Raw genomic sequence first — 17,287 nt, 5'->3', positions numbered from 1 at the left:
ACGGATGGTTGTCCGGGGGGCGAACAGCGGAGGCGGTGAGCGCGCCCCACGACGCCTTGGGCTCCGGACGCCCACGTGGGAGCGAGGGGGGAATCAGGCCCCGTCGTGACCGTGGCTCCTCATCGCACGGCCCGAAGCATCCCCCGCGCCCTCGGTTGAGCGGGAAGCGGCGCGGCGGGACGCTGGAGAGGGGTACCCGGGATGTGCCCGGGGCCCCCGGCTGCTCCGGTCTGGCCCCGGCCGAGCGGCACTGCGGAAGAGAAAGCCCATGAACAGCAGGGACGTCACATCCGGAGGCAGCGTGGAGGGACGCACACCGGAGGACTTGGCGGTCGTCGTCGACGCCGGTGGGGCGGTCAGGATGTGGAGCGCCGGAGCTCGGCAGCTGCTCGGATACGAAGCCGCCGAGGTCGTGGGCCGGACCGCGGCCGACCTGCTGGCCGACGAACTGCCCGGGTCCGTGCGGCGCCACCTGGCCGGCGGGCACGTGTGGGCCGGTGAGGTGGCGCTGCGGCACCGGGACGGAGGCCGTGTCGTGATGCGCCTGCGGGGAACACCGCTGCTGGACGCGGGCCGCCAGAGGCTCTGGCTCGTCACCGGTGACGTACCGGCGAGCACCACCGGGCGGGCCGACCCGGAAAGGGCGGCCCTGTGGGATCTCACGCTGGCGCAGCTCCCCATGCCGGTGGCGGTCTACAACCGCGAGGCCCGGCTGGTGGCCGCCAACGAGATCATGACCCGGCTCATGCGCAGGTCCGAGGAGGAGATGCGGGGCCTGACCCTGTGGGAGATCGAGCCCAGCCCTCCATTCGACGAGTACGACCGCCTTCAGCGGCAGGTCCTGCGCACCGGCCGGATGGTGTTCCACGAGGGCCACGGCCCCGCCTGGGGTGACGCCCGGGAGCGGGCCTGGTCGGTGTTCGTCTCGCCGTTGAAGGACGAGACCGGCACCGTCCACGGACTGTCCGCGGCCCTGTTCGACACCACGGATCAGTACTGGGCCCGCCACCGCCTGGCGGTGCTCAACGAAGCCGGGCTCCGTATCGGCAGCACCCTGGACGTGACCCGGACGGCCGAGGAACTGGCCGAGGTGGCCGTGGCCGGGTTCGCGGACTTCGTCACCGTGGATCTGCTGGCGTCCGTCGTACGGGGCGACGAGCCGGAACCGATCCGGCTGGACGAGCCCGTCATCGTTCGCCGCACGGCGCAGCGGTCGGTGCTGGAGGGCTGCCCGGAGTCGGTGGTCGCCTCGGGCGAGACGATGGTCTACCCCGTGGACACGCTGCCGGTGCGGGCGCTGCTCACCGGCCGGGGCGCACGGCGCAAGCCGGAGGATCCGGAGGTGCGGGAGTGGATCATGTCCTCCCCGGCCCGCGCCGAGACCGTGGCCAAATACATGATCCACTCGGTGATGATGGTGCCGCTGCGTGCCCGTGGGGTGACCCTGGGCCTGGTGCACTTCCTGCGGCACCGGACGGTGGAGTCCTTCGATGACGACGACCTGCTGCTGGCGGAGGAGATGGTCGCCAGGGCGGCGGTCAGTGTCGACAACGCCCGCCGTTACACCCGTGAACGCCGGACGGCCCTGGCGCTCCAGCGCAGCCTCCTTCCCGAGCGGCCACCAGGGCTGGTGGCGATGGAGATCGCCTACCGCTATCTGCCGGCCGGTTCGGGTGCGGACGTCGGCGGGGACTGGTTCGACGCGATTCCGCTGTCCGGCGCCCGGGTCGCCCTCGTCGTGGGCGACGTGGTGGGCCACGGCATTCACGCGTCGGCCACGATGGGCCGCCTGCGGACGGCCGTACGGACCCTCGCGGACGTCGACCTCGCCCCCGACGAACTGCTCACTCAGCTGGACGACCTCGTCATCCGGCTCGACCGTGAGGAGGGCCCGGAGGTGCGCGGGCGGGACGAAGCGTCCGGGCAGGTCGGGGCCACCTGTCTGTACGCCGTGTACGACCCGGTGTCCCGGCGCTGCGCCATGGCACGCGCCGGGCATCCGCCGCCCGCCCTGGTCACCCCCGACGGCAGCGTACGGTTCCTGGACCTGCCGGCCGGGCCGCCGCTCGGGCTGGGCGGCCTGCCGTTCGAGGCCACCGAGGTCGAGCTGGAGGAGGGCAGCCTGCTCGCCCTCTACACCGACGGTCTGGTCGAGGCCGCCGACCGCGACATCGAGGTCGGGCTCACCCTGCTGCGCCAGGCGTTGAGCAGCCCGGCCGAACCACTGGAGGAAACCTGCGAGCAGGTGCTGCGCACCGTGCTGGCCGGCCGGGCCGCCGACGACATCGTGCTGATGCTCGCTCGCACATCCGCGCTCGACGCCGGGAGGGTACACACCTGGCAGCTGCCGCAGGACCCCGCGACCGTGGCCGGGGCCCGCAAGATGGCGGGCGAACAGGTGGCGTCCTGGGGGCTGACGGAGGCGGTGTTCACCACCGAACTGATCGTCAGCGAACTGGTCACCAACGCCGTCCGGTACGGTGACGCCCCCATCGAGCTGCGGCTGATCCGTGACGCGACGCTCATCTGTGAGGTGTCCGACGGCAGCGGTACCGCACCGCACCTGCGCCGGGCCCGCGTCTTCGACGAGGGCGGGCGTGGGCTCCTGCTCGTCGCCCAGGTCGCCGAGCGCTGGGGCAGCCGCCAGACACCCACCGGCAAGACCATCTGGGCGGAACAGCCCCTGCCCGACTAGGGCGTGTTTCGAAAGTCCCGTCGTCCGCCCGAAGGGCGGGCCCCGCGGCGGCGATGGGGTCCCCCCGCGAGCGAAGCCGAGCGTGGGGAGCGTGCAATCGCAAGGCGCCGGAGCGCCCTAATAGCGGAGCTATTCGGGCGCTCCGGCAACGCCGCGTGGGGGTGCCCCCACGCCCTTAAGGCAGTGGGGAAGTGCGTGCCAGACGCCGCGGGGCTGGGGCACCTCCCACGCCTTTAAGGCAGTGGGGGAGGGACTTTCGAAACACGCCCTAGACCTCAGCGCGCCCGTGACACGGGTCCGGGCAGGGTGGGGTGGGGTGCCTGACGGTCGTCGCGGAGGTGCAGCCGAACCGGTCGAACCGGTTGAAGGCCCGCCGCTCTCAACTCAGCCAGTTCACGGCGCCGTTGGCCGAAGCCCCGCCACACGGCCCACGGCGACCTCCGGCGCCGAACCGCCCGTCGCGAGGTAGCCGTCCAAAGCGTCACCGTTCCTAGGGACTGAGCGGGAGTGAGTCCTGTTGCCAGGACTCGTGCTCAGCCGGGCGCCCCGAACGGTGTTGGGCGTCCTGGTTTCCCGCGTTCGCTCCGCGTCTGGCGCGCACGGATCGTGTCCGTGGTCCGGGAATGCGGGGGCGGGATCCCTCACGCCCCGGGGTACCCGGTCGAGCCTGGACGGTCCGATGCCCCTGCTCATCACTCCGGTGAGCAGGGGGCGGTGCCGTCCGTCGCCGGATCGGGTGTCCCAGGGCGCGCCTGCCGATCGCCACGGCGGCAGCATCGTGGCGAGTGGTCTTGCGTGTTGTGGTGGTGAGGGGCCTCTGCCAGTGCTGGGCACCCCAGCGGCTGGTGTAGGCCGGGTCGACGGCGACGATGGTGATGCCCAGTTCGGCCGCCATGGACACCAAGCGGGCCCGGAGTCTGCTGACGGGCATGCCGGAGATGAGGTTGCGGAAGCGTGTGCGGCGGCCGTGCTTCTCCCGGGTCTTCTCCGCCTGGAAGTCCAGGTCTTCGACCGCGATCGCGAGGCCATGTCGTTTGGCCCAGTGCAGCAGGCGGATCAGCGCGTGCCGGACCTGGGCGTCGCGGTGCTGGGCGGTGCCGGACAGGTCGTAGCCGAACCGGAGGGGCTCACCGACGGGGTTGCCGTGTGAGTCCAGGCGCCAGGCGGCCAGGTGGTCGGCATTGGTATCGACACCGATCAGGCCGTTCGTGCGCGCCGCCTCCAGGGGCACGGTCTTCACTGGCGGGATCGTCCACGACGCGGTCAGATACCAGCGCCCGCGCAGCACGTCTTCGTGGATGCGGTAGGCGACGGCCCGGTTCGCGGTGACGCGGTCACGCCACTGCTCACCCTGGTGCGCGAACGCCACCCGCGTGGCGAGCACATACCGGCCGTGCGGCGCATTCGCCAGATACGCCAAAGGGGCCGGGAGCCTCAGGGACACCTCGCCGTCGGGAGTGACACGGATGGTCTCGTTGCCGAACCGCTTCCCGCTCTCCCCGTCGGCCTGCAGGAACCGCCGCCCGGCCTCCCACCGGGTACGCCACTGCTCCTCGGTGAGCTGCGCGGCGTCGAGGTGATGGCGGGTGTTCAGCAGCCGCTTCCCGCCCCGCACCACGTGCACAACACCGGCCTCACGATCGGCCCGCGTCGCCTCCAGCCGGTCGGCCAGCACGTGCAGACGCCGGGTCTTGGCGAACCACTCCTGCCGAGTGCGGTAACCGCCCGGAGTCTTCTTGCTGCCCTTCCCCCCGATGGGCAGAGACAGCCGGTGCGTGATCGTGCACACACCCGCTTCCAGGCTCTGGATGTGGGCGAGCTGGCCGCGCCGGGCGAGCGCCCACTGATCGTGGGTAGCCTTCGTGATCGACCCCGCCCACCGCGAGGAGGACTCCTCGGTCAGGGCCCGCTTGCGCTCGGCCCACCGCTCGGTGTCGCGCTCCAGCCCTGCCGCGCACCGCACCTTCAGATCCCGGGACGCGAGCGTACCCAGATGGTCACCGACCAGACGAAGAACCTCATCGTCCTCGGCCGTCAGGTGCTTGAGCCGGTCGCGGACCGAGACCCCCGACGGACCGGGCACAACGAACGGCGCCGCCAACTCCCGCAGCCCGCCCACCCCTTCACCCCGCCACCGCGCCAGCCGAAGAACCCCTCACCGCACCTAACGACCACCACCGGCAAAGGTCACACATTCGACAGAGAAACCTCTGTTCACTTCCCGGGCCCGCACATGCCGCACCCCGGACACTCACTCATGCGCACCAGAACACACCTGTGCACACTCAGTCGCCAGCAGTCCGCAACCCCTCCGGCAGCCGCACCGCGACTTCCAGGCGGGTCACGGCGTCCGGCCCGCTGGAACGTCCGCCCCCCTCTATCCGGTCCACCAACTGCCCCGCCGCCACCCTTCCGAGCTCCTCGCCGTCCACGTCGATCGCGGGCACCCCGTTCATGCCGAGCGCGTCGAGAACGGAACGTTCCGCACTGATCAGCATGTCGTCCGGGACCCGTACGCCCCGGCGCTGGAGGGCCGCCAGCAGTCCCAGCGCGACCGAGGTGGCGTACGGGACCACCGCGGTCGCCCCGGTCGCGAGCACAGGGCCCGCACTCTCCACTCCGGCGGTGAAGGTGGCCGGCACCGGCCCCAGTACGGTCAGTTCGGTCCGCCCGGCGGCTGCGTCACGGACCGCCTCCTGGCGGCGCAGGCTCTGCCAGGAGCCGTGCGGTCCGCCGAGGTAGGCGATGTGCCGGTGCCCTGCCCCGGCCAGATGGCCGATGACCTCGCCGAAGGCACGGGCGACGTCGGCGGAGACGGACGGCAGGCCGGAGACCTCACGGTCGATGAGGACCGTCGGGGCGAGGCGGGCGACGGCCCGCAGATCGTCGTCGGTGCCGCGCGGTGCCGTGATGAGGAATCCGTCGACCTGCCGGGCGAGCCGGGACAGCGCGTCGCGGTCGTCGGCTTCGTGGACGGCCACCGTGAGCTGGACGCCGGCCTGAGCGGCCCGGGCCTGGGCGCCGTTGACGATCGGGGTGAAGAAGCTGTTCTCCAGGTCGGGCACCACGAGCGCGATGAGACCGGTACGGCCATGGGCCAGGGCCCGCGCCACCCGGCTGGGCTCGAAGCCCAGGGCGACGGCGGCGTCATGGACCCGCGCCCTGGTTGCCGGGGCGACGATGTCCGGCCGGCTCAGTGCCCGCGACGCCGTCGACTTCGACACCCCCGCGCGCCGTGCCACGTCGTCGAGCGTGGGCACCTGGCTCGCGCCCCCAGTGGGATTCACCGCACCTCCCCTTCCCCCGGACTTCGCCGGGGATCGTCCCCGAGTGGGCCGGTGTCCCCTCCCCGGAAACTCCCGGCGAAGATCCCGGCCCCTTGAGGTAACAGGTTTTACATCAACGTCACGCGCGGGGCTGACACAACAGCCCTTCGTCACCTAAGGTGCCTGCAACCGGTTGCTGCAACCGGTTGCAGCGATGATACTCATCACTCGCAGTCAAAGGAATCGAACTCCACCCATGTTCCACAGGCCCCGAGCAGGCTCACTGCTGCTGTTCCCCGGGCTGCTCCTGATGGTGCTCGGCTTCGCCGTGCCGTCCGCCGCGATGCTGTTCGCGCCACCGGGAGTCAGTCCGTCCGACGTGTTCTCGCGCCTCACGAAGATGCTCACCGACGGATACGACCTCCAGATCATCGGTCGCACCCTGACTCTCGGACTGATCGTGACCGTCGTGTGCGTCGTGATCGCCTTCCCCATCGCGAGCCTGCTGGCCCGCTCGACCTCCCGTTGGGCCGGGCTCTGGCTGGCGCTGGCGGTGTTCCCGCTGTTGTTGAGCAACGTCGTGCGCAGCTTCGGCTGGCTGGTGATCCTCGGATCCAACGGGGTCATGGGCCGGATCATCACCGGCCTCGGGCTGGCGGAGCAGGCTCCCCAACTGCTGTACACACCGCTGGCCGTCGTACTCGGCCTGGTCCAGCTCTTCCTGCCGCTGGCCGTCGTCTCCTGCTACTCGGCGGTCGCCCAGGTGGACCGGGGGCTCGACGACGCCGCCCGGGGCCTGGGCGCGAGCCGGCTGCGCACGCTGTGGACCGTGGTGGTTCCGCTGTCGCTGCCGGGCATCGTCGTCGCCGCCACCCTGGTGTTCGCCGGGAGCATCACCGCGTACACCACCCCCTATCTCCTCGGCGGATCCTCCCAGCGGATGCTCGCCACTCAGTTGTTCGTCCACGCGAACGTGACCGTCGACTGGGCCGCGGCCTCCGCGACGGCGCTCGTGATGACCGTGCTCGTCTTCGCGCTCTCCGGAATCGGATCGGCCGTGGCGCGTGTGAAGGGACGGGTCGCATGAAGGCACGACCGATAGCCGCCGCACTGGCCGTCCTCGGCTACGTGATCATGCTCGTCCCGATCCTGTTCGTCGTGGCCAGTGCGTTCACCTCCAGCAGCACCCTGTCGTTCCCGCCCAAGGGCTTCTCGCTGCAGTGGTTCGGCAAGGCCGCCGCCTACCAGCCGTTCACCGACACACTCGTCTCCAGCCTGCTGCTGGCCGGCTGTGCCACCGCCCTGGCCCTGGCGCTGGGTGTTCCGGTCGCCCTCGGTCTGCACCGAGGGGCGATACCCGGGCGGTCCCTGCTGCAAGGTCTGTTCCTGTCCCCGCTGGTCGTGCCGGAGCTCGTCATCGGGCTCGCGCTGTACCAGCAGCTGATGATCGGGCTCGGGCAGACCTCGTTCGCCGCTCTTCTCGTCGGGCACGCCGTGCTGCTCATGCCGTACGCGGTACGTGTCACGGGAGCCGCTCTCACGCTGGCCGACCCCGCTCTGGAGGAGGCCGCACGCGGGCTGGGCGCAACACCCTGGCGCGCGTTCCGCACGGTCACCCTGCCGCTGCTGCGTCCCGGCGTGATGTCGGCGGCCCTGCTCGGCTTCATCACGTCGTTCAACAACGTGCCGCTCTCGCTGCTGCTCCAGAGCCGGGACTTCGGGACTCTGCCGGTGACGATGCTCGACTACGTCCAGCAGTCCTACGACCCCGTCATCGCGGCCATGTCCACGCTCATTCTGGCCGCCACCATCATCGTCGCCGTCGTCGCCGAACGCACCGTCGGCTTCACCAGGATCTTCGGGGGGATCAACTGATGACCGCCGCCGCCCAGTTCATCGACGTCACCCGGACCTTCGGCGACTTCACCGCCGTCGGGTCCCTGAACCTCGACATCCCCGAAGGAAGGATCACCACGCTGCTGGGGCCGAGCGGCTGCGGCAAGACGACCACGCTGCGCATGCTCGCCGGTTACACCGCGCCCAGCTCGGGCACGATCCGCATCGCCGGGAAGGACGCCACCCGGCTGCCTCCGGAGAAGCGCAACCTCGGCATGGTCTTCCAGTCGTACGCCCTGTTCCCCCACATGAGCGTGGCGGACAACGTCGGCTACGGGCTGAAGCTCCGCAAGATCCCGGCCGCCGAGCGCCGCAGCCGGGTGGCCGAGGCACTGGACCTCGTCGGCCTCGGCCACCTGGCCGCGCAGCGCCCCAGGAAGCTCTCGGGCGGGCAGCAGCAGCGGGTGGCGCTCGCCCGTGCCATCGCCATCCGTCCGTCGCTGCTGCTGCTCGACGAGCCGTTGTCCAACCTGGACGCCCGGCTGCGGGTGCAGATGCGCGCCGAGATCCGCCGGATCCAGGCCGAGACCGGCCTCACCGTGGTCCTGGTGACCCACGACCAGGACGAGGCGCTGGAGATGTCCGACGTGATGGTCCTGATGCGTGCCGGACACGTCATGCAGAGCGGCTCGCCGGCCGAGGTCTTCCCGCGCCCCGCCAACCGCTTCGTCGCCGAGTTCCTGGGCTACGAGAACTTCGTCCCGGCGGGACCGACAGGACCGGCGGGCCTGGCAGCCTCCGACGGCGTCACGACCCTGACCGTGCGACCGGAGCACCTGGAAGTCGTCCAGGGCGAGGCAGCGGACGGGGCCCGGCTGGCCCTGCCCGCGACAGTCACGGGCATCGCCTACCGCGGGGTCGACCGGCACCTCACCCTGGCGGCCCCCAGGGGCGAGGGCGAGGACGACGTCACCCTCATCGCGACGGTACGGGCGGACCACTCCCGGGCCGACTGGCGTCCCGGCGACCAGGTCACCGTGGCTGCCCGGCCGGAGCACGTGGTCGAACTGGCCGACTGAACCGCGGACTTCACCGCCATCGGGTCCGTACGACACCGACGGCACCGCCTCTCCCCTCTTTCCCTCCTCCCCCTTTTTCTCCTTCTTCCACTCCTCCCGCTCAGCCCTCCCCCTCGCCATACCCTCGGAAGGACCCCCTCGTGCGTACCACTCCTCGGCGCCATCGCTCCACAGCAGCACTCGTCGTCGCCACCGCGCTCGCCACGACCGTCGCCGGCTGCTCCGCCACCGGCGGCGGAAGCGACAGCAAGACCCTCGTCGTGAGCTCCTTCCCCTTCGGGTCGGAGGAGCTCACGAAGGCCGTCATCGAGCCCTTCGAGAAGAAGACGGGCTACAAGGTCGAACTCGACACGGGCAACAACGCCACCCGCCTGACCAGACTTGAGGCAGCGGGCGGGAGGTCGGACGTCGACGTCATGCTCATCTCCGACTACTACGCCGCGCTGGGCCAGTCGAAGGGGCTCTTCCAGAAGTTCGGCGCCAAGGACGTACCGAACATGTCCAAGCTGAGCAGCTTCGCCGTCGACGAGGCGTACGACGGACCGGCGTACACCTACCAGCTCAACGGCACCCTCTACCGCACCGACAAGCTCGACGCCAAGGCCGCGGCCGACTGGGCGGTGTACGGCGACAAGAAGTACGCCAAGAAGACCGCGCTGCCCGACATCTCGGTCACCTCGGGGCAGCTCACCGTGTCCGGTGTCGGAGAGACCTACGGCAGCGGGCCGTACGACATCGACGCCGCGTACGCGAAGCTCGGCTCCTGGGCTCCGCACACCCTGCAGTTCTACTCGTCCTCGACCGAGGTGACGAACCTGCTGACCCAGGGCGAGATCGTCGCCGCCCCGGCGATCAGTGCGTTCGCCACCTCCCTCATCCAGTCCGGTGAGCCGGTGAGCTGGGTGGCGCCGAGCAAGGGCAAGTACATGGCGACCAACCGGATGATGATCCCCAAGGACGCCAAGAACCTGAAGGCCGCGTACGCGTTCATCGACTACTACCTGTCCGCCGAGGCGCAGACCCAGGCCGCGAAGGTCATCGGCGACATGCCGGTGAACCCGGACGCCACGATCCCCTCGGTGCTCGGCAAGGTCGCCGGGAAGGCGGCGACCGACCCGGTCGGTGCCGGCTTCCGCACCCTCGACCCCGGCACGGTCGTGAAGAACCGCGACACGTGGGTCGAGCGGTTCGCCCGCGAGGTCAGCTCCAAGTGACCGTCGGGTGGGGCGGCCGGCGACCCAAAGCGTGCCCCGCCCCGCCCCACCATCGCTCCCCCTCCCGTTCCTCTGCTCCCCACTCCACCCGCACTTGGACACCATGACCACCACCATCGATTCCGACGACTATCTGCGCCGGATGCCGAAGACGGACCTGCACTGCCATCTGATCGGCACCGTGCGGGCCGAGACGTTCGCCGAACTCGCCCGGCGCCACCGCCTGGACCTTCCGGCGGCGCCCGAGACGATCTTCCGTGACGTCAACTCTCTGCCGCCGGACCCGAAGCTGTACGAGAACACCCGCATCCCGGTGCCGCGTGGGCGGGCCGCCGACGAGCCGGAGGTGTCCTACTCCCTGTTCCAGGTGTCGGGGTGGGTCGTCGAGGCGCTGCGCGACGCCGACGATCTGACGCGGATCACGTACGAGGCGTTCGAGGCGGCCCACCGCACCAGTTCCGTGCGCCACTTGGAGGTGTCGTTCGACGGCGTGCCGCCGCATCTGCGTTCTCTCGGCTATCTGGGCGCGGTCGCGGCGTACGCCGAGGGAATCCGGCTGGCCGAGCGCGACTTCGGCATGAGCGGCCGGCTCATCGCCGCCGTCGACCGCAGCACCACCGCCGAGCAGGCCCTGGCGCGGGTGCGCGAGGTGGTGGAGAACCCGCACGAGTACGTCGCCGGGATCGGTCTGGACAACCTGGAGACCGTGGGCCCGCCGGAGCGTTTCGCGGACGCCTTCCGGCTGGCGGGGCAGGCGGGGCTGCGCCGCACCGCGCACTCCTCCGAGCACGCGCCGGTGGCGGTCAACACCATCACCTGCCTCGACCTGCTCGGCTGCGACCGTATCGATCACGGCTACTACGTGCTGGAGGACGACGAGGTCGTGGCCCGGTGCCGTGCCGAACGCGTGCCGTTCGTCGTCGCCTTCACCACCTCACGCCGGTCCTGGCGGCCCTGGCGACGGGCGTCCGTCGCGGCGATGGTCGAGGCCGGGCTGAACGTGATCCTCGCCGACGACGACCCGGGCCTGTTCCCGACGACGCTGACCGACGAGTACCGGATCGCCGCCGACGACCTGGGCCTGAGCCGGACGACGCTGCGCGCCATGTCGCTCGCCGGCGTCGACGCCTGCTGGCTGCCCGAGGCCGACAAGGCCGCGCTGCGGCAGCGGTTCATCGCCGAGTTCGACGCGCTGGACGCGTCCGGGGCCGAGCCCGCGGACGCACCGGGTCACCACCCCGGGTAGTGGTACTCGGGGAGCCAACCGGGGCTGACCCAGTTGGCTCCCCGAGGGTCTCCTCCGCCGTCGTCAGCACGCCGTCGTCAGCACGCCGTCGTCATCGCGGCGTCGTCATCGCGGCGTCGTCATCGCGGCGTCGTCATCGCGGCGTCGTCAGCGCTCGCCGGACTCCGCGCCCCTGTCGATCAGTTCCTGCACGCGGTGCGGTGCGTAGATGCCGTCGACCAGCAGCTGGGTCAGGCCCATGACGCCGGCCCGCGGGTCCAGGGCGCTGCGGACGATCTGGAGGTTGCGGGTCGCGAGCGGTAGTGAGCGGCGGTAGACGACCTCGCGGATCCCGGCGAAGAGCTGCTCGTCGGTGTGGGCGAGCTGGCCGCCGATCGCGATGACGCGGGGGTTGAACATGTTGACCGCGTCGGCGATGGCGACACCGAGGATACGGGCGGCCCGCCGGGCGAGGCGTACGGCCGTGAGGTCGCCCGAGCGTATGAGGCGGACGGCGTCGTTGACGCTTCTGACGTCGTGTCCGGCCTCGCGGAGGTCCCGGACCAGGGCCCAGCCGCCCGCGTAGGCCTCGACGCAGCCGGTGTTGCCGCATCTGCAGACCGGGGGCTCCTTGATGTCGTCGACGGTGACCTGGATGTGACCGACGTCGCCGGCCGCGCCGTCGGCGCCGCGATGGATGCGGCCGCCGGCGATCATGCCGGTGCCGACGCCGGTGCCGATCTTGACCATGAGCAGATGGTCGACGTCCGGGTAGCGCAGACGCTGTTCGCCGTACGCCATCGCGTTGACATCCTTGTCGACGAGGACGGGGCAGTCGTAGCGGGGGCCCAGGCGGCCGGGGATGTTGTAGCGGTCCCAGCCGGTCATGATCGGCGGGCTGACGACGCGTCCGGTGGCGAAGTCGACCGGGCCCGGCACACCGACGCCCACACCGAGGACGTCCCTCTCCGTGTACCCGGTCTCCGCCAGGAGTTCGGCGAACAGCCCCTCGACGACGGCGAGTCCGGCCTCCGGTCCGGTGGTCACGTCGGAGGCGGCCTCGCGTTCGGCGCGTACCTCGCCCGCCAGGTCGCAGACCGCGGTGCGCAGGCCGGTCGCGCCGAGGTCGGCGACCAGCAGGACCCCCCTGCTGCGGTTGACGACGAACCGTCCGGCCGGGCGGCCGCGGGTGCGGGCGTCCTGGGGCGCCGGGACGAGCAGACCGGCGCCGAGCAGGCCGTCGAGGCGCTGGTTGACCGTGGTGCGCGACAGGCCGGTGTGCTGCACGACGTCGGTCTTCGTGAGGCCGTCGGTGACGTCGCGGAACAGGGCCAGGATCTCGCCCGGACTGGTCCCGGCCCGCGCGGCGGCTGCGTTCGTCGTATCCACCCCGACACCTTAGCTATGACGGCGACTGTACGGAAGTAGCAAAAGTTTTGACGGAAAAAGTCGAAAGAAGGCATTGCCAGCTCCCATAACGAGCCGTACCGTCTAGCCGCATCCAGTGGGAAAGGGACACCCCCATGCACATACTTCACAAAGCCGTGAGGAACCGGGCCGCCGAGGTCAGAGCCTCCGGCAGCCGCACCGCCGTCACCGGGATCGTGCTGGCCGTCACCGGGGCGCTGGCACTGAGCGCCTGCGGTTCCGGCGACTCGTCGGGCTCGGGGGCGGAAGGCAGCGCCAAGTACGCCGCCGTGATCAAGGGGTTGGACAACCCCTTCTTCCAGAGCATGGAGCAGGGCATCGACGCCCAGGCGAAGGCCGGGGACGTCTCGGTCAAGGTGCAGGCCGCCAACTCGATCACGGACACCACGGGCCAGGCCGACAAGCTCGCCGGTCTCTCCGGGCAGTCGTACGGCTGCTTCATCGTGAACCCCATCTCGGCCACGAACCTGGTGCAGGGGCTGGCCAAGGTCGCCATGGCGAAGAAGACGATCGTCAACATCGACAACCCGATCGACGCGAAGGCCGCCGAGGCGGCGAACGCGACGCCCGCGACGTACATCGGCACGGACAACGTGGACGCCGGAAAGACGGCCGGCGCGCAGATGGTGAAGCTGCTGCCGCAGGGCGGTGACGTCGCCGTGATCGGCGGCATCGCCGGTGACGTCACCAGCGGCGCCCGCGTCGACGGCTTCAAGCAGGGCATCGGCTCGGACCTGAAGGTCGTCCAGACCGTCGCCGCCGACTGGGACCGGCAGACCGCGCTGACCGCCGCCACCGACGTGATGCGCGCGCACCCGGGCCTCAAGGGCTTCTTCGTCGCCAACGACGACATGGGCCTCGGTGTCGCGCGGGCCATCGCGAACGCGGGCAGGACGGGCAAGGTCAAGGTCATCAGCGTCGACGGCATCAAGGACGCGCTGGAGGCCGTCAAGGAGGGCACACTCGACGCGACGGTGGCCCAGTACCCGTACACCATCGGGCAGATGGGCGTGGAGGCCTGCCAGGCGGCGGCCAAGGGCAAGACCCTGCCCAAGAACGTCAAGGCGCCCGTGGAGCTCGTCACCAAGGCCGACGCGGACAAGGCACTGGCCAGCACTCCGAAGCCCTTCGGCAGCTATGACGACCCGTTCACGACGCCCGACAAGTAACCCGGCAGCCGTGCCGCCGGAAGAACGGAAGACCATGACTGACGCAACACTCGCGGCTCCTCAGCGAGGGCCGGACCACCGGGCCTGGGCGGCGCGCCTGCGCGACGTCGGCTTCTGGGCCGACTGGGCCGCGCTGGTCGGACTCGTCGTGCTGGTGATCGTCTTTCAGAGCGCCAACTCGACCTTCCTGAGCGTCGGGAACATCCAGTCGATGCTCGTGGCGGCGGCGATCCTGATCATCCTGGCCGTCGGCCAGACGTTCGTGATCGCGACCGCCGGCATCGACCTGTCGATCGCGTCGGCGATGACGCTGGGGGCGGTCGCCTTCGGCCAGGCCTACCAGGCCGGCTGGGGACTCGGCCCGGCGTGCCTGCTGGCGGTGGCGGCCTCGGCCGCCGTGGGCGTGGCCAACGGGCTCATCGTGGCGCGCGGGAAGATCACCGACTTCATCGTCACGCTCGGCGCGCTGTCGGCGGCATCCGGACTCGCCCTGATCCTGTCCGACGGCAAGCCCGTGACCGTCGTCGACGCCTCGCTGCTGAAGCTGTCCACCGGCGGACTCGGAGTGCTGGGCTGGACGTTCCTGATCGCCGCGGGTGTCGCCGTCGTGGCGCATGTGGTGCTGTTCCACACCAGGTTCGGCACGCATGTGCTCGCCACTGGTGGCGCACCGGAGTCGGCGTCCGCGATGGGCATCAGCACCGCCCGCATCAAGATCGCGGTGTATGTGATCTCCGGTGTGCTGGCGGGGCTCGGCTCCATCCTCCTGGTAGCCCGGGTCGGCGCCGCGGAACCCGCAGCCAACACCTCGTTCCTGCTCAACTCCGTGGCGGCCGTGGTGCTCGGCGGGGTCAGCCTCTTCGGCGGGCGGGCCACGGTCATCGGCCCGGTGATCGGAGCGCTGCTGCTGACCGCACTGGTCAACGGGCTGACCCTGCTCGGCGTCTCGCAGTTCTACCAGCCGCTGTCCGTCGGCATCGTCGTGGTGCTTGCGGCCTTCCTCACGAGGTTCCAGCGATGACCCACCCCCTGCCCTCCGACGGGCCGGCCGCCGTGGCCGAACCCCTCATCGCCTGCGAGGACGTCTCGCTGTCCTTCGGCAGCGTACGGGCCCTCTCCGAGGTGTCCCTCACCCTGCGGCCCGGCGAGATCACCGCGCTCGTGGGCGACAACGGCGCCGGCAAGTCCACCCTCGTGCGCTGCATTTCCGGCGTCCACCGTCCCGACAGCGGGCGCATCCTCTTCGACGGCTCGCCCGTCGACTTCCACTCGCCCGAGGACGCCCGCGACGCCGGCATCGAGACCGTGCACCAGAACCTCGCGCTGGTCGAGGACCTCGCGGTCTGGCAGAACCTGTTTCTGAACAGGGAGTTGGTGCGCCGCTTCGGCCCCGTCGCGTTCCTGGACCGGCGGGCCATGCAGAAGCGGGCCAAGGAGATGGTGTCCGCCCTCGCGGTCAATGTGCCCGCGGTCGACTCCCGCGTACGCCGGCTGTCGGGCGGTCAGCGTCAGGCCGTCGCCATCTGCCGTGCGGCGGGCTTCAGTTCACGCCTGGTCATCATGGACGAGCCCACGGCCGCCCTCGGCGTCCAGGAGACCGCGAAGGTCGAGGAGCTGATCCTCAAGCTGCGCGACGACGGCCACACCGTGCTGCTCATCAGCCACAACTTCGCACAGGTCATGCGGCTCAGCGACCAGGTGTGGGTGATGCGCGCCGGCCGCTGCGTCGGTGGCCGGCGCACCGCCGAGACCACCGGCGACGAGATCGTCTCCCTCATCACGGGAGCCCGGATTGACTGAGGAGTCCCCTTCCATGACCGCCGCGAAGACCGTAGCGACCTCCGCCCCGAACCCGATCGGCGTGCACGCCCTCGTCTGGGTGGGCGACACCTCGCCCGCCTCGGTGAGCCATGCCGTCGAGCGCACCAGGGCCGCCGGATTCGACCTGCTGGAGCTGTCGCTGCACGACTCCGTCAATCTCGACGTGAGCGCGGCACGCAAGGAGATCGCCGACGCGGGCCTGAAGGTCGCGTGCTCGCGGGGTCTCGCCTTCGACGCCGACGTCTCCAGCGCCGACCCGGCCGTCGTCGAGCGCGGCGAGAAGCTGCTGCACGACTCGCTCACCGTCACGCACGGCCTGGGCGGTACGCACTTCACGGGCGCCCTCTACAGCGCGCTCGGCAAGTACGGCGCCCCGCTGAGCAGCGCGGGCCGCGCCAACGTCGTCTCCGTCCTGCGGCGGCTCGCGCAGGAGGCCCGCGGGCTCGGCATGACGCTCGGCCTGGAGGTCTGCAACCGGTACGAGACGAACGTCGTCAACACCGCCCGCGAGGCGCTCGCCCTCGCCGACGACATCGGCGAGGACAACGTCCTCATCCACCTGGACACGTACCACATGAACATCGAGGAGGACGACCTGGTCCGTCCTGTGCGCGAGGCGGGCGACCGGCTCGGCTACGTCCACATCGGCGAGAACCACCGCGGCTACCTCGGCTCCGGCCATCTGGACTTCACGGCCTTCTTCCACGCGCTCGCCGACATCGGCTACCGCGGCCCCATCACCTTCGAGTCCTTCTCCTCCGCCGTGGTGGCACCGGGGCTCTCCGCCGACCTCGCCATCTGGCGCAACCTCTGGTCCGACGGCGAGGACCTCGCGCGTCACGCGCGCGGCTTCATCGCCCAGCACCTGGCAGTGAGCGGCGTCCGCGCATGACCGTCGACGACCTCCTGCGGCGGGCCGCGTCCCTGGCCCGCCCCGGCCGCCGGGCGATCCTCGGTATCACCGGCAGCCCCGGCGCGGGCAAGACGACCCTGGCCGAGCACCTGGTGAGCGAGCTCAACGGGGACGGGCCGCCCTGGGTCGCTCACGTCCCGATGGACGGCTTCCACCTCGCCGACGTCGAGCTGGACCGGCTGGGCCGCCGCGACCGCAAGGGCGCTCCGGACACCTTCGACGCCGCCGGGTACGCGGCGCTGCTGCGGCGGCTGCGCGAGGAGACCGGCGAGGTGGTGTACGCGCCGGGGTTCGAGCGCGTACTGGAACAGCCGATCGCGGGTGCCCTCCCCGTGCCACCGTCGGCCCGCCTGATCGTGACCGAGGGCAACTACCTTCTGCTGGAGAACGGTTCCTGGGCGCGCGTGCGTCCGGAGCTGGACGAAGTGTGGTTCTGCGATGCGGACGAGGAGGTCAGGATCCGCCGACTCGTGGCACGGCACGAGGAGTTCGGCAAGCCGCACGACACGGCGGTCGCCTGGGTCCTGGGCACCGACCAGCGCAACGCGGATCTCGTCGCGGGCACCCGTGACCGGGCGGACCTGGTCATTCCCGGGGCGGACCTGCCGGGCCCGCGCGACCCGGCGGCACGGCGGTAGGGG

Annotated in this window: 14 protein-coding genes; 11 read left to right on the top strand and 3 right to left on the bottom strand. The window is 70.8% G+C overall.

Annotated features, from left to right (window positions below; genetic code table 11):
* Positions 1 to 268 precede the first annotated feature (268 nt).
* Positions 269 to 2,695: a SpoIIE family protein phosphatase gene (locus E0500_RS24010; protein ID WP_131569441.1), complete on the top strand. Its 2,427-nt coding sequence runs from the start codon at positions 269 to 271 to the stop codon at positions 2,693 to 2,695.
* Positions 2,696 to 3,185: 490 nt separating this feature from the next.
* Here E0500_RS24010 and E0500_RS24005 read toward each other — a convergent pair whose 3' ends face one another.
* Positions 3,186 to 4,814, bottom strand: a complete 1,629-nt coding sequence (locus E0500_RS24005) for a transposase (protein WP_181587110.1) — start codon at positions 4,812 to 4,814, stop codon at positions 3,186 to 3,188.
* A 166-nt stretch (positions 4,815 to 4,980) separates the two neighbouring features.
* The gene (locus E0500_RS24000) at positions 4,981 to 5,982 is read right to left on the bottom strand and encodes a LacI family DNA-binding transcriptional regulator (RefSeq protein WP_309505128.1); all 1,002 of its coding nucleotides are present in this window, start codon (positions 5,980 to 5,982) and stop codon (positions 4,981 to 4,983) included.
* Between the two features lie 235 nt (positions 5,983 to 6,217).
* Between E0500_RS24000 and E0500_RS23995 the strand changes: the two genes are divergently transcribed.
* The 5 genes from E0500_RS23995 (at position 6,218) to E0500_RS23975 (ending at position 11,336) form a co-directional block, all read left to right on the top strand.
* Positions 6,218 to 7,048, top strand: coding sequence for an ABC transporter permease (locus E0500_RS23995; protein ID WP_131572035.1), 831 nt, complete (start codon positions 6,218 to 6,220; stop codon positions 7,046 to 7,048).
* Positions 7,045 to 7,836, top strand: a complete 792-nt coding sequence (locus tag E0500_RS23990; protein ID WP_131572036.1) for an ABC transporter permease — start codon at positions 7,045 to 7,047, stop codon at positions 7,834 to 7,836. The genes E0500_RS23995 and E0500_RS23990 overlap by 4 nt, the downstream gene beginning before the upstream one ends.
* On the top strand, positions 7,836 to 8,876 hold the full coding sequence (locus E0500_RS23985) for an ABC transporter ATP-binding protein (RefSeq protein WP_131572037.1): 1,041 nt from the start codon (positions 7,836 to 7,838) through the stop codon (positions 8,874 to 8,876). The genes E0500_RS23990 and E0500_RS23985 overlap by 1 nt, the downstream gene beginning before the upstream one ends.
* Positions 8,877 to 9,016: 140 nt before the next feature.
* Positions 9,017 to 10,090 carry an ABC transporter substrate-binding protein gene (locus E0500_RS23980; protein ID WP_131572038.1) on the top strand — a complete coding sequence of 358 codons (1,074 nt, stop codon included), beginning with the start codon at positions 9,017 to 9,019 and terminating at the stop codon, positions 10,088 to 10,090.
* A gap of 103 nt (positions 10,091 to 10,193) precedes the next feature.
* Positions 10,194 to 11,336: a hypothetical protein gene (locus E0500_RS23975; protein WP_220140589.1), complete on the top strand. Its 1,143-nt coding sequence runs from the start codon at positions 10,194 to 10,196 to the stop codon at positions 11,334 to 11,336.
* 147 nt (positions 11,337 to 11,483) lie between these two features.
* On the opposite strand, the gene E0500_RS23970 is transcribed toward E0500_RS23975, so the two are convergent.
* Positions 11,484 to 12,704 carry an ROK family protein gene (locus E0500_RS23970; protein ID WP_131563638.1) on the bottom strand — a complete coding sequence of 407 codons (1,221 nt, stop codon included), beginning with the start codon at positions 12,702 to 12,704 and terminating at the stop codon, positions 11,484 to 11,486.
* 134 nt (positions 12,705 to 12,838) lie between these two features.
* Here E0500_RS23970 and E0500_RS23965 point away from each other — a divergent pair, with 134 nt between their 5' ends.
* From E0500_RS23965 to E0500_RS23945, 5 genes are read left to right on the top strand one after another with little or no spacing between them, the layout of a single operon-like run.
* Positions 12,839 to 13,912: a substrate-binding domain-containing protein gene (locus E0500_RS23965; protein WP_131563637.1), complete on the top strand. Its 1,074-nt coding sequence runs from the start codon at positions 12,839 to 12,841 to the stop codon at positions 13,910 to 13,912.
* Positions 13,913 to 13,946: 34 nt separating this feature from the next.
* Positions 13,947 to 14,933, top strand: coding sequence for an ABC transporter permease (locus tag E0500_RS23960; RefSeq protein ID WP_131563636.1), 987 nt, complete (start codon positions 13,947 to 13,949; stop codon positions 14,931 to 14,933).
* The gene (locus E0500_RS23955) at positions 14,930 to 15,712 is read left to right on the top strand and encodes an ATP-binding cassette domain-containing protein (protein WP_131563635.1); all 783 of its coding nucleotides are present in this window, start codon (positions 14,930 to 14,932) and stop codon (positions 15,710 to 15,712) included. The genes E0500_RS23960 and E0500_RS23955 overlap by 4 nt, the downstream gene beginning before the upstream one ends.
* Before the next feature lie 13 nt (positions 15,713 to 15,725).
* Positions 15,726 to 16,625 carry a sugar phosphate isomerase/epimerase gene (locus E0500_RS23950; RefSeq protein ID WP_131563634.1) on the top strand — a complete coding sequence of 300 codons (900 nt, stop codon included), beginning with the start codon at positions 15,726 to 15,728 and terminating at the stop codon, positions 16,623 to 16,625.
* Positions 16,622 to 17,284, top strand: a complete 663-nt coding sequence (locus E0500_RS23945) for a nucleoside/nucleotide kinase family protein (RefSeq protein WP_131563633.1) — start codon at positions 16,622 to 16,624, stop codon at positions 17,282 to 17,284. The genes E0500_RS23950 and E0500_RS23945 overlap by 4 nt, the downstream gene beginning before the upstream one ends.
* The last annotated feature ends 3 nt before the right edge of the window (positions 17,285 to 17,287 follow it).

Origin of the sequence: Streptomyces sp. KM273126 (assembly GCF_004337435.2) — a bacterium.
Classification (GTDB): domain Bacteria; phylum Actinomycetota; class Actinomycetes; order Streptomycetales; family Streptomycetaceae; genus Streptomyces; species Streptomyces acidicola.
Note: the sequence above shows the minus strand (reverse complement) of the source record. Positions and strands in the feature narration are given on the sequence as shown.

What these genes read in the sequence shown, in the direction of transcription:
- E0500_RS23990 (WP_131572036.1), top strand. Translation starts at nt 7,045, where the DNA reads ATGAAGGCACGACCGATAGCCGCCGCACTGGCCGTCCTCGGCTACGTG.
- E0500_RS23965 (WP_131563637.1), top strand. Translation starts at nt 12,839, where the DNA reads ATGCACATACTTCACAAAGCCGTGAGGAACCGGGCCGCCGAGGTCAGA.
- E0500_RS23975 (WP_220140589.1), top strand. Translation starts at nt 10,194, where the DNA reads ATGACCACCACCATCGATTCCGACGACTATCTGCGCCGGATGCCGAAG.
- E0500_RS23945 (WP_131563633.1), top strand. Translation starts at nt 16,622, where the DNA reads ATGACCGTCGACGACCTCCTGCGGCGGGCCGCGTCCCTGGCCCGCCCC.
- E0500_RS23955 (WP_131563635.1), top strand. Translation starts at nt 14,930, where the DNA reads ATGACCCACCCCCTGCCCTCCGACGGGCCGGCCGCCGTGGCCGAACCC.
- E0500_RS23950 (WP_131563634.1), top strand. Translation starts at nt 15,726, where the DNA reads ATGACCGCCGCGAAGACCGTAGCGACCTCCGCCCCGAACCCGATCGGC.
- E0500_RS24010 (WP_131569441.1), top strand. Translation starts at nt 269, where the DNA reads ATGAACAGCAGGGACGTCACATCCGGAGGCAGCGTGGAGGGACGCACA.
- E0500_RS23960 (WP_131563636.1), top strand. Translation starts at nt 13,947, where the DNA reads ATGACTGACGCAACACTCGCGGCTCCTCAGCGAGGGCCGGACCACCGG.
- E0500_RS23995 (WP_131572035.1), top strand. Translation starts at nt 6,218, where the DNA reads ATGTTCCACAGGCCCCGAGCAGGCTCACTGCTGCTGTTCCCCGGGCTG.
- E0500_RS23985 (WP_131572037.1), top strand. Translation starts at nt 7,836, where the DNA reads ATGACCGCCGCCGCCCAGTTCATCGACGTCACCCGGACCTTCGGCGAC.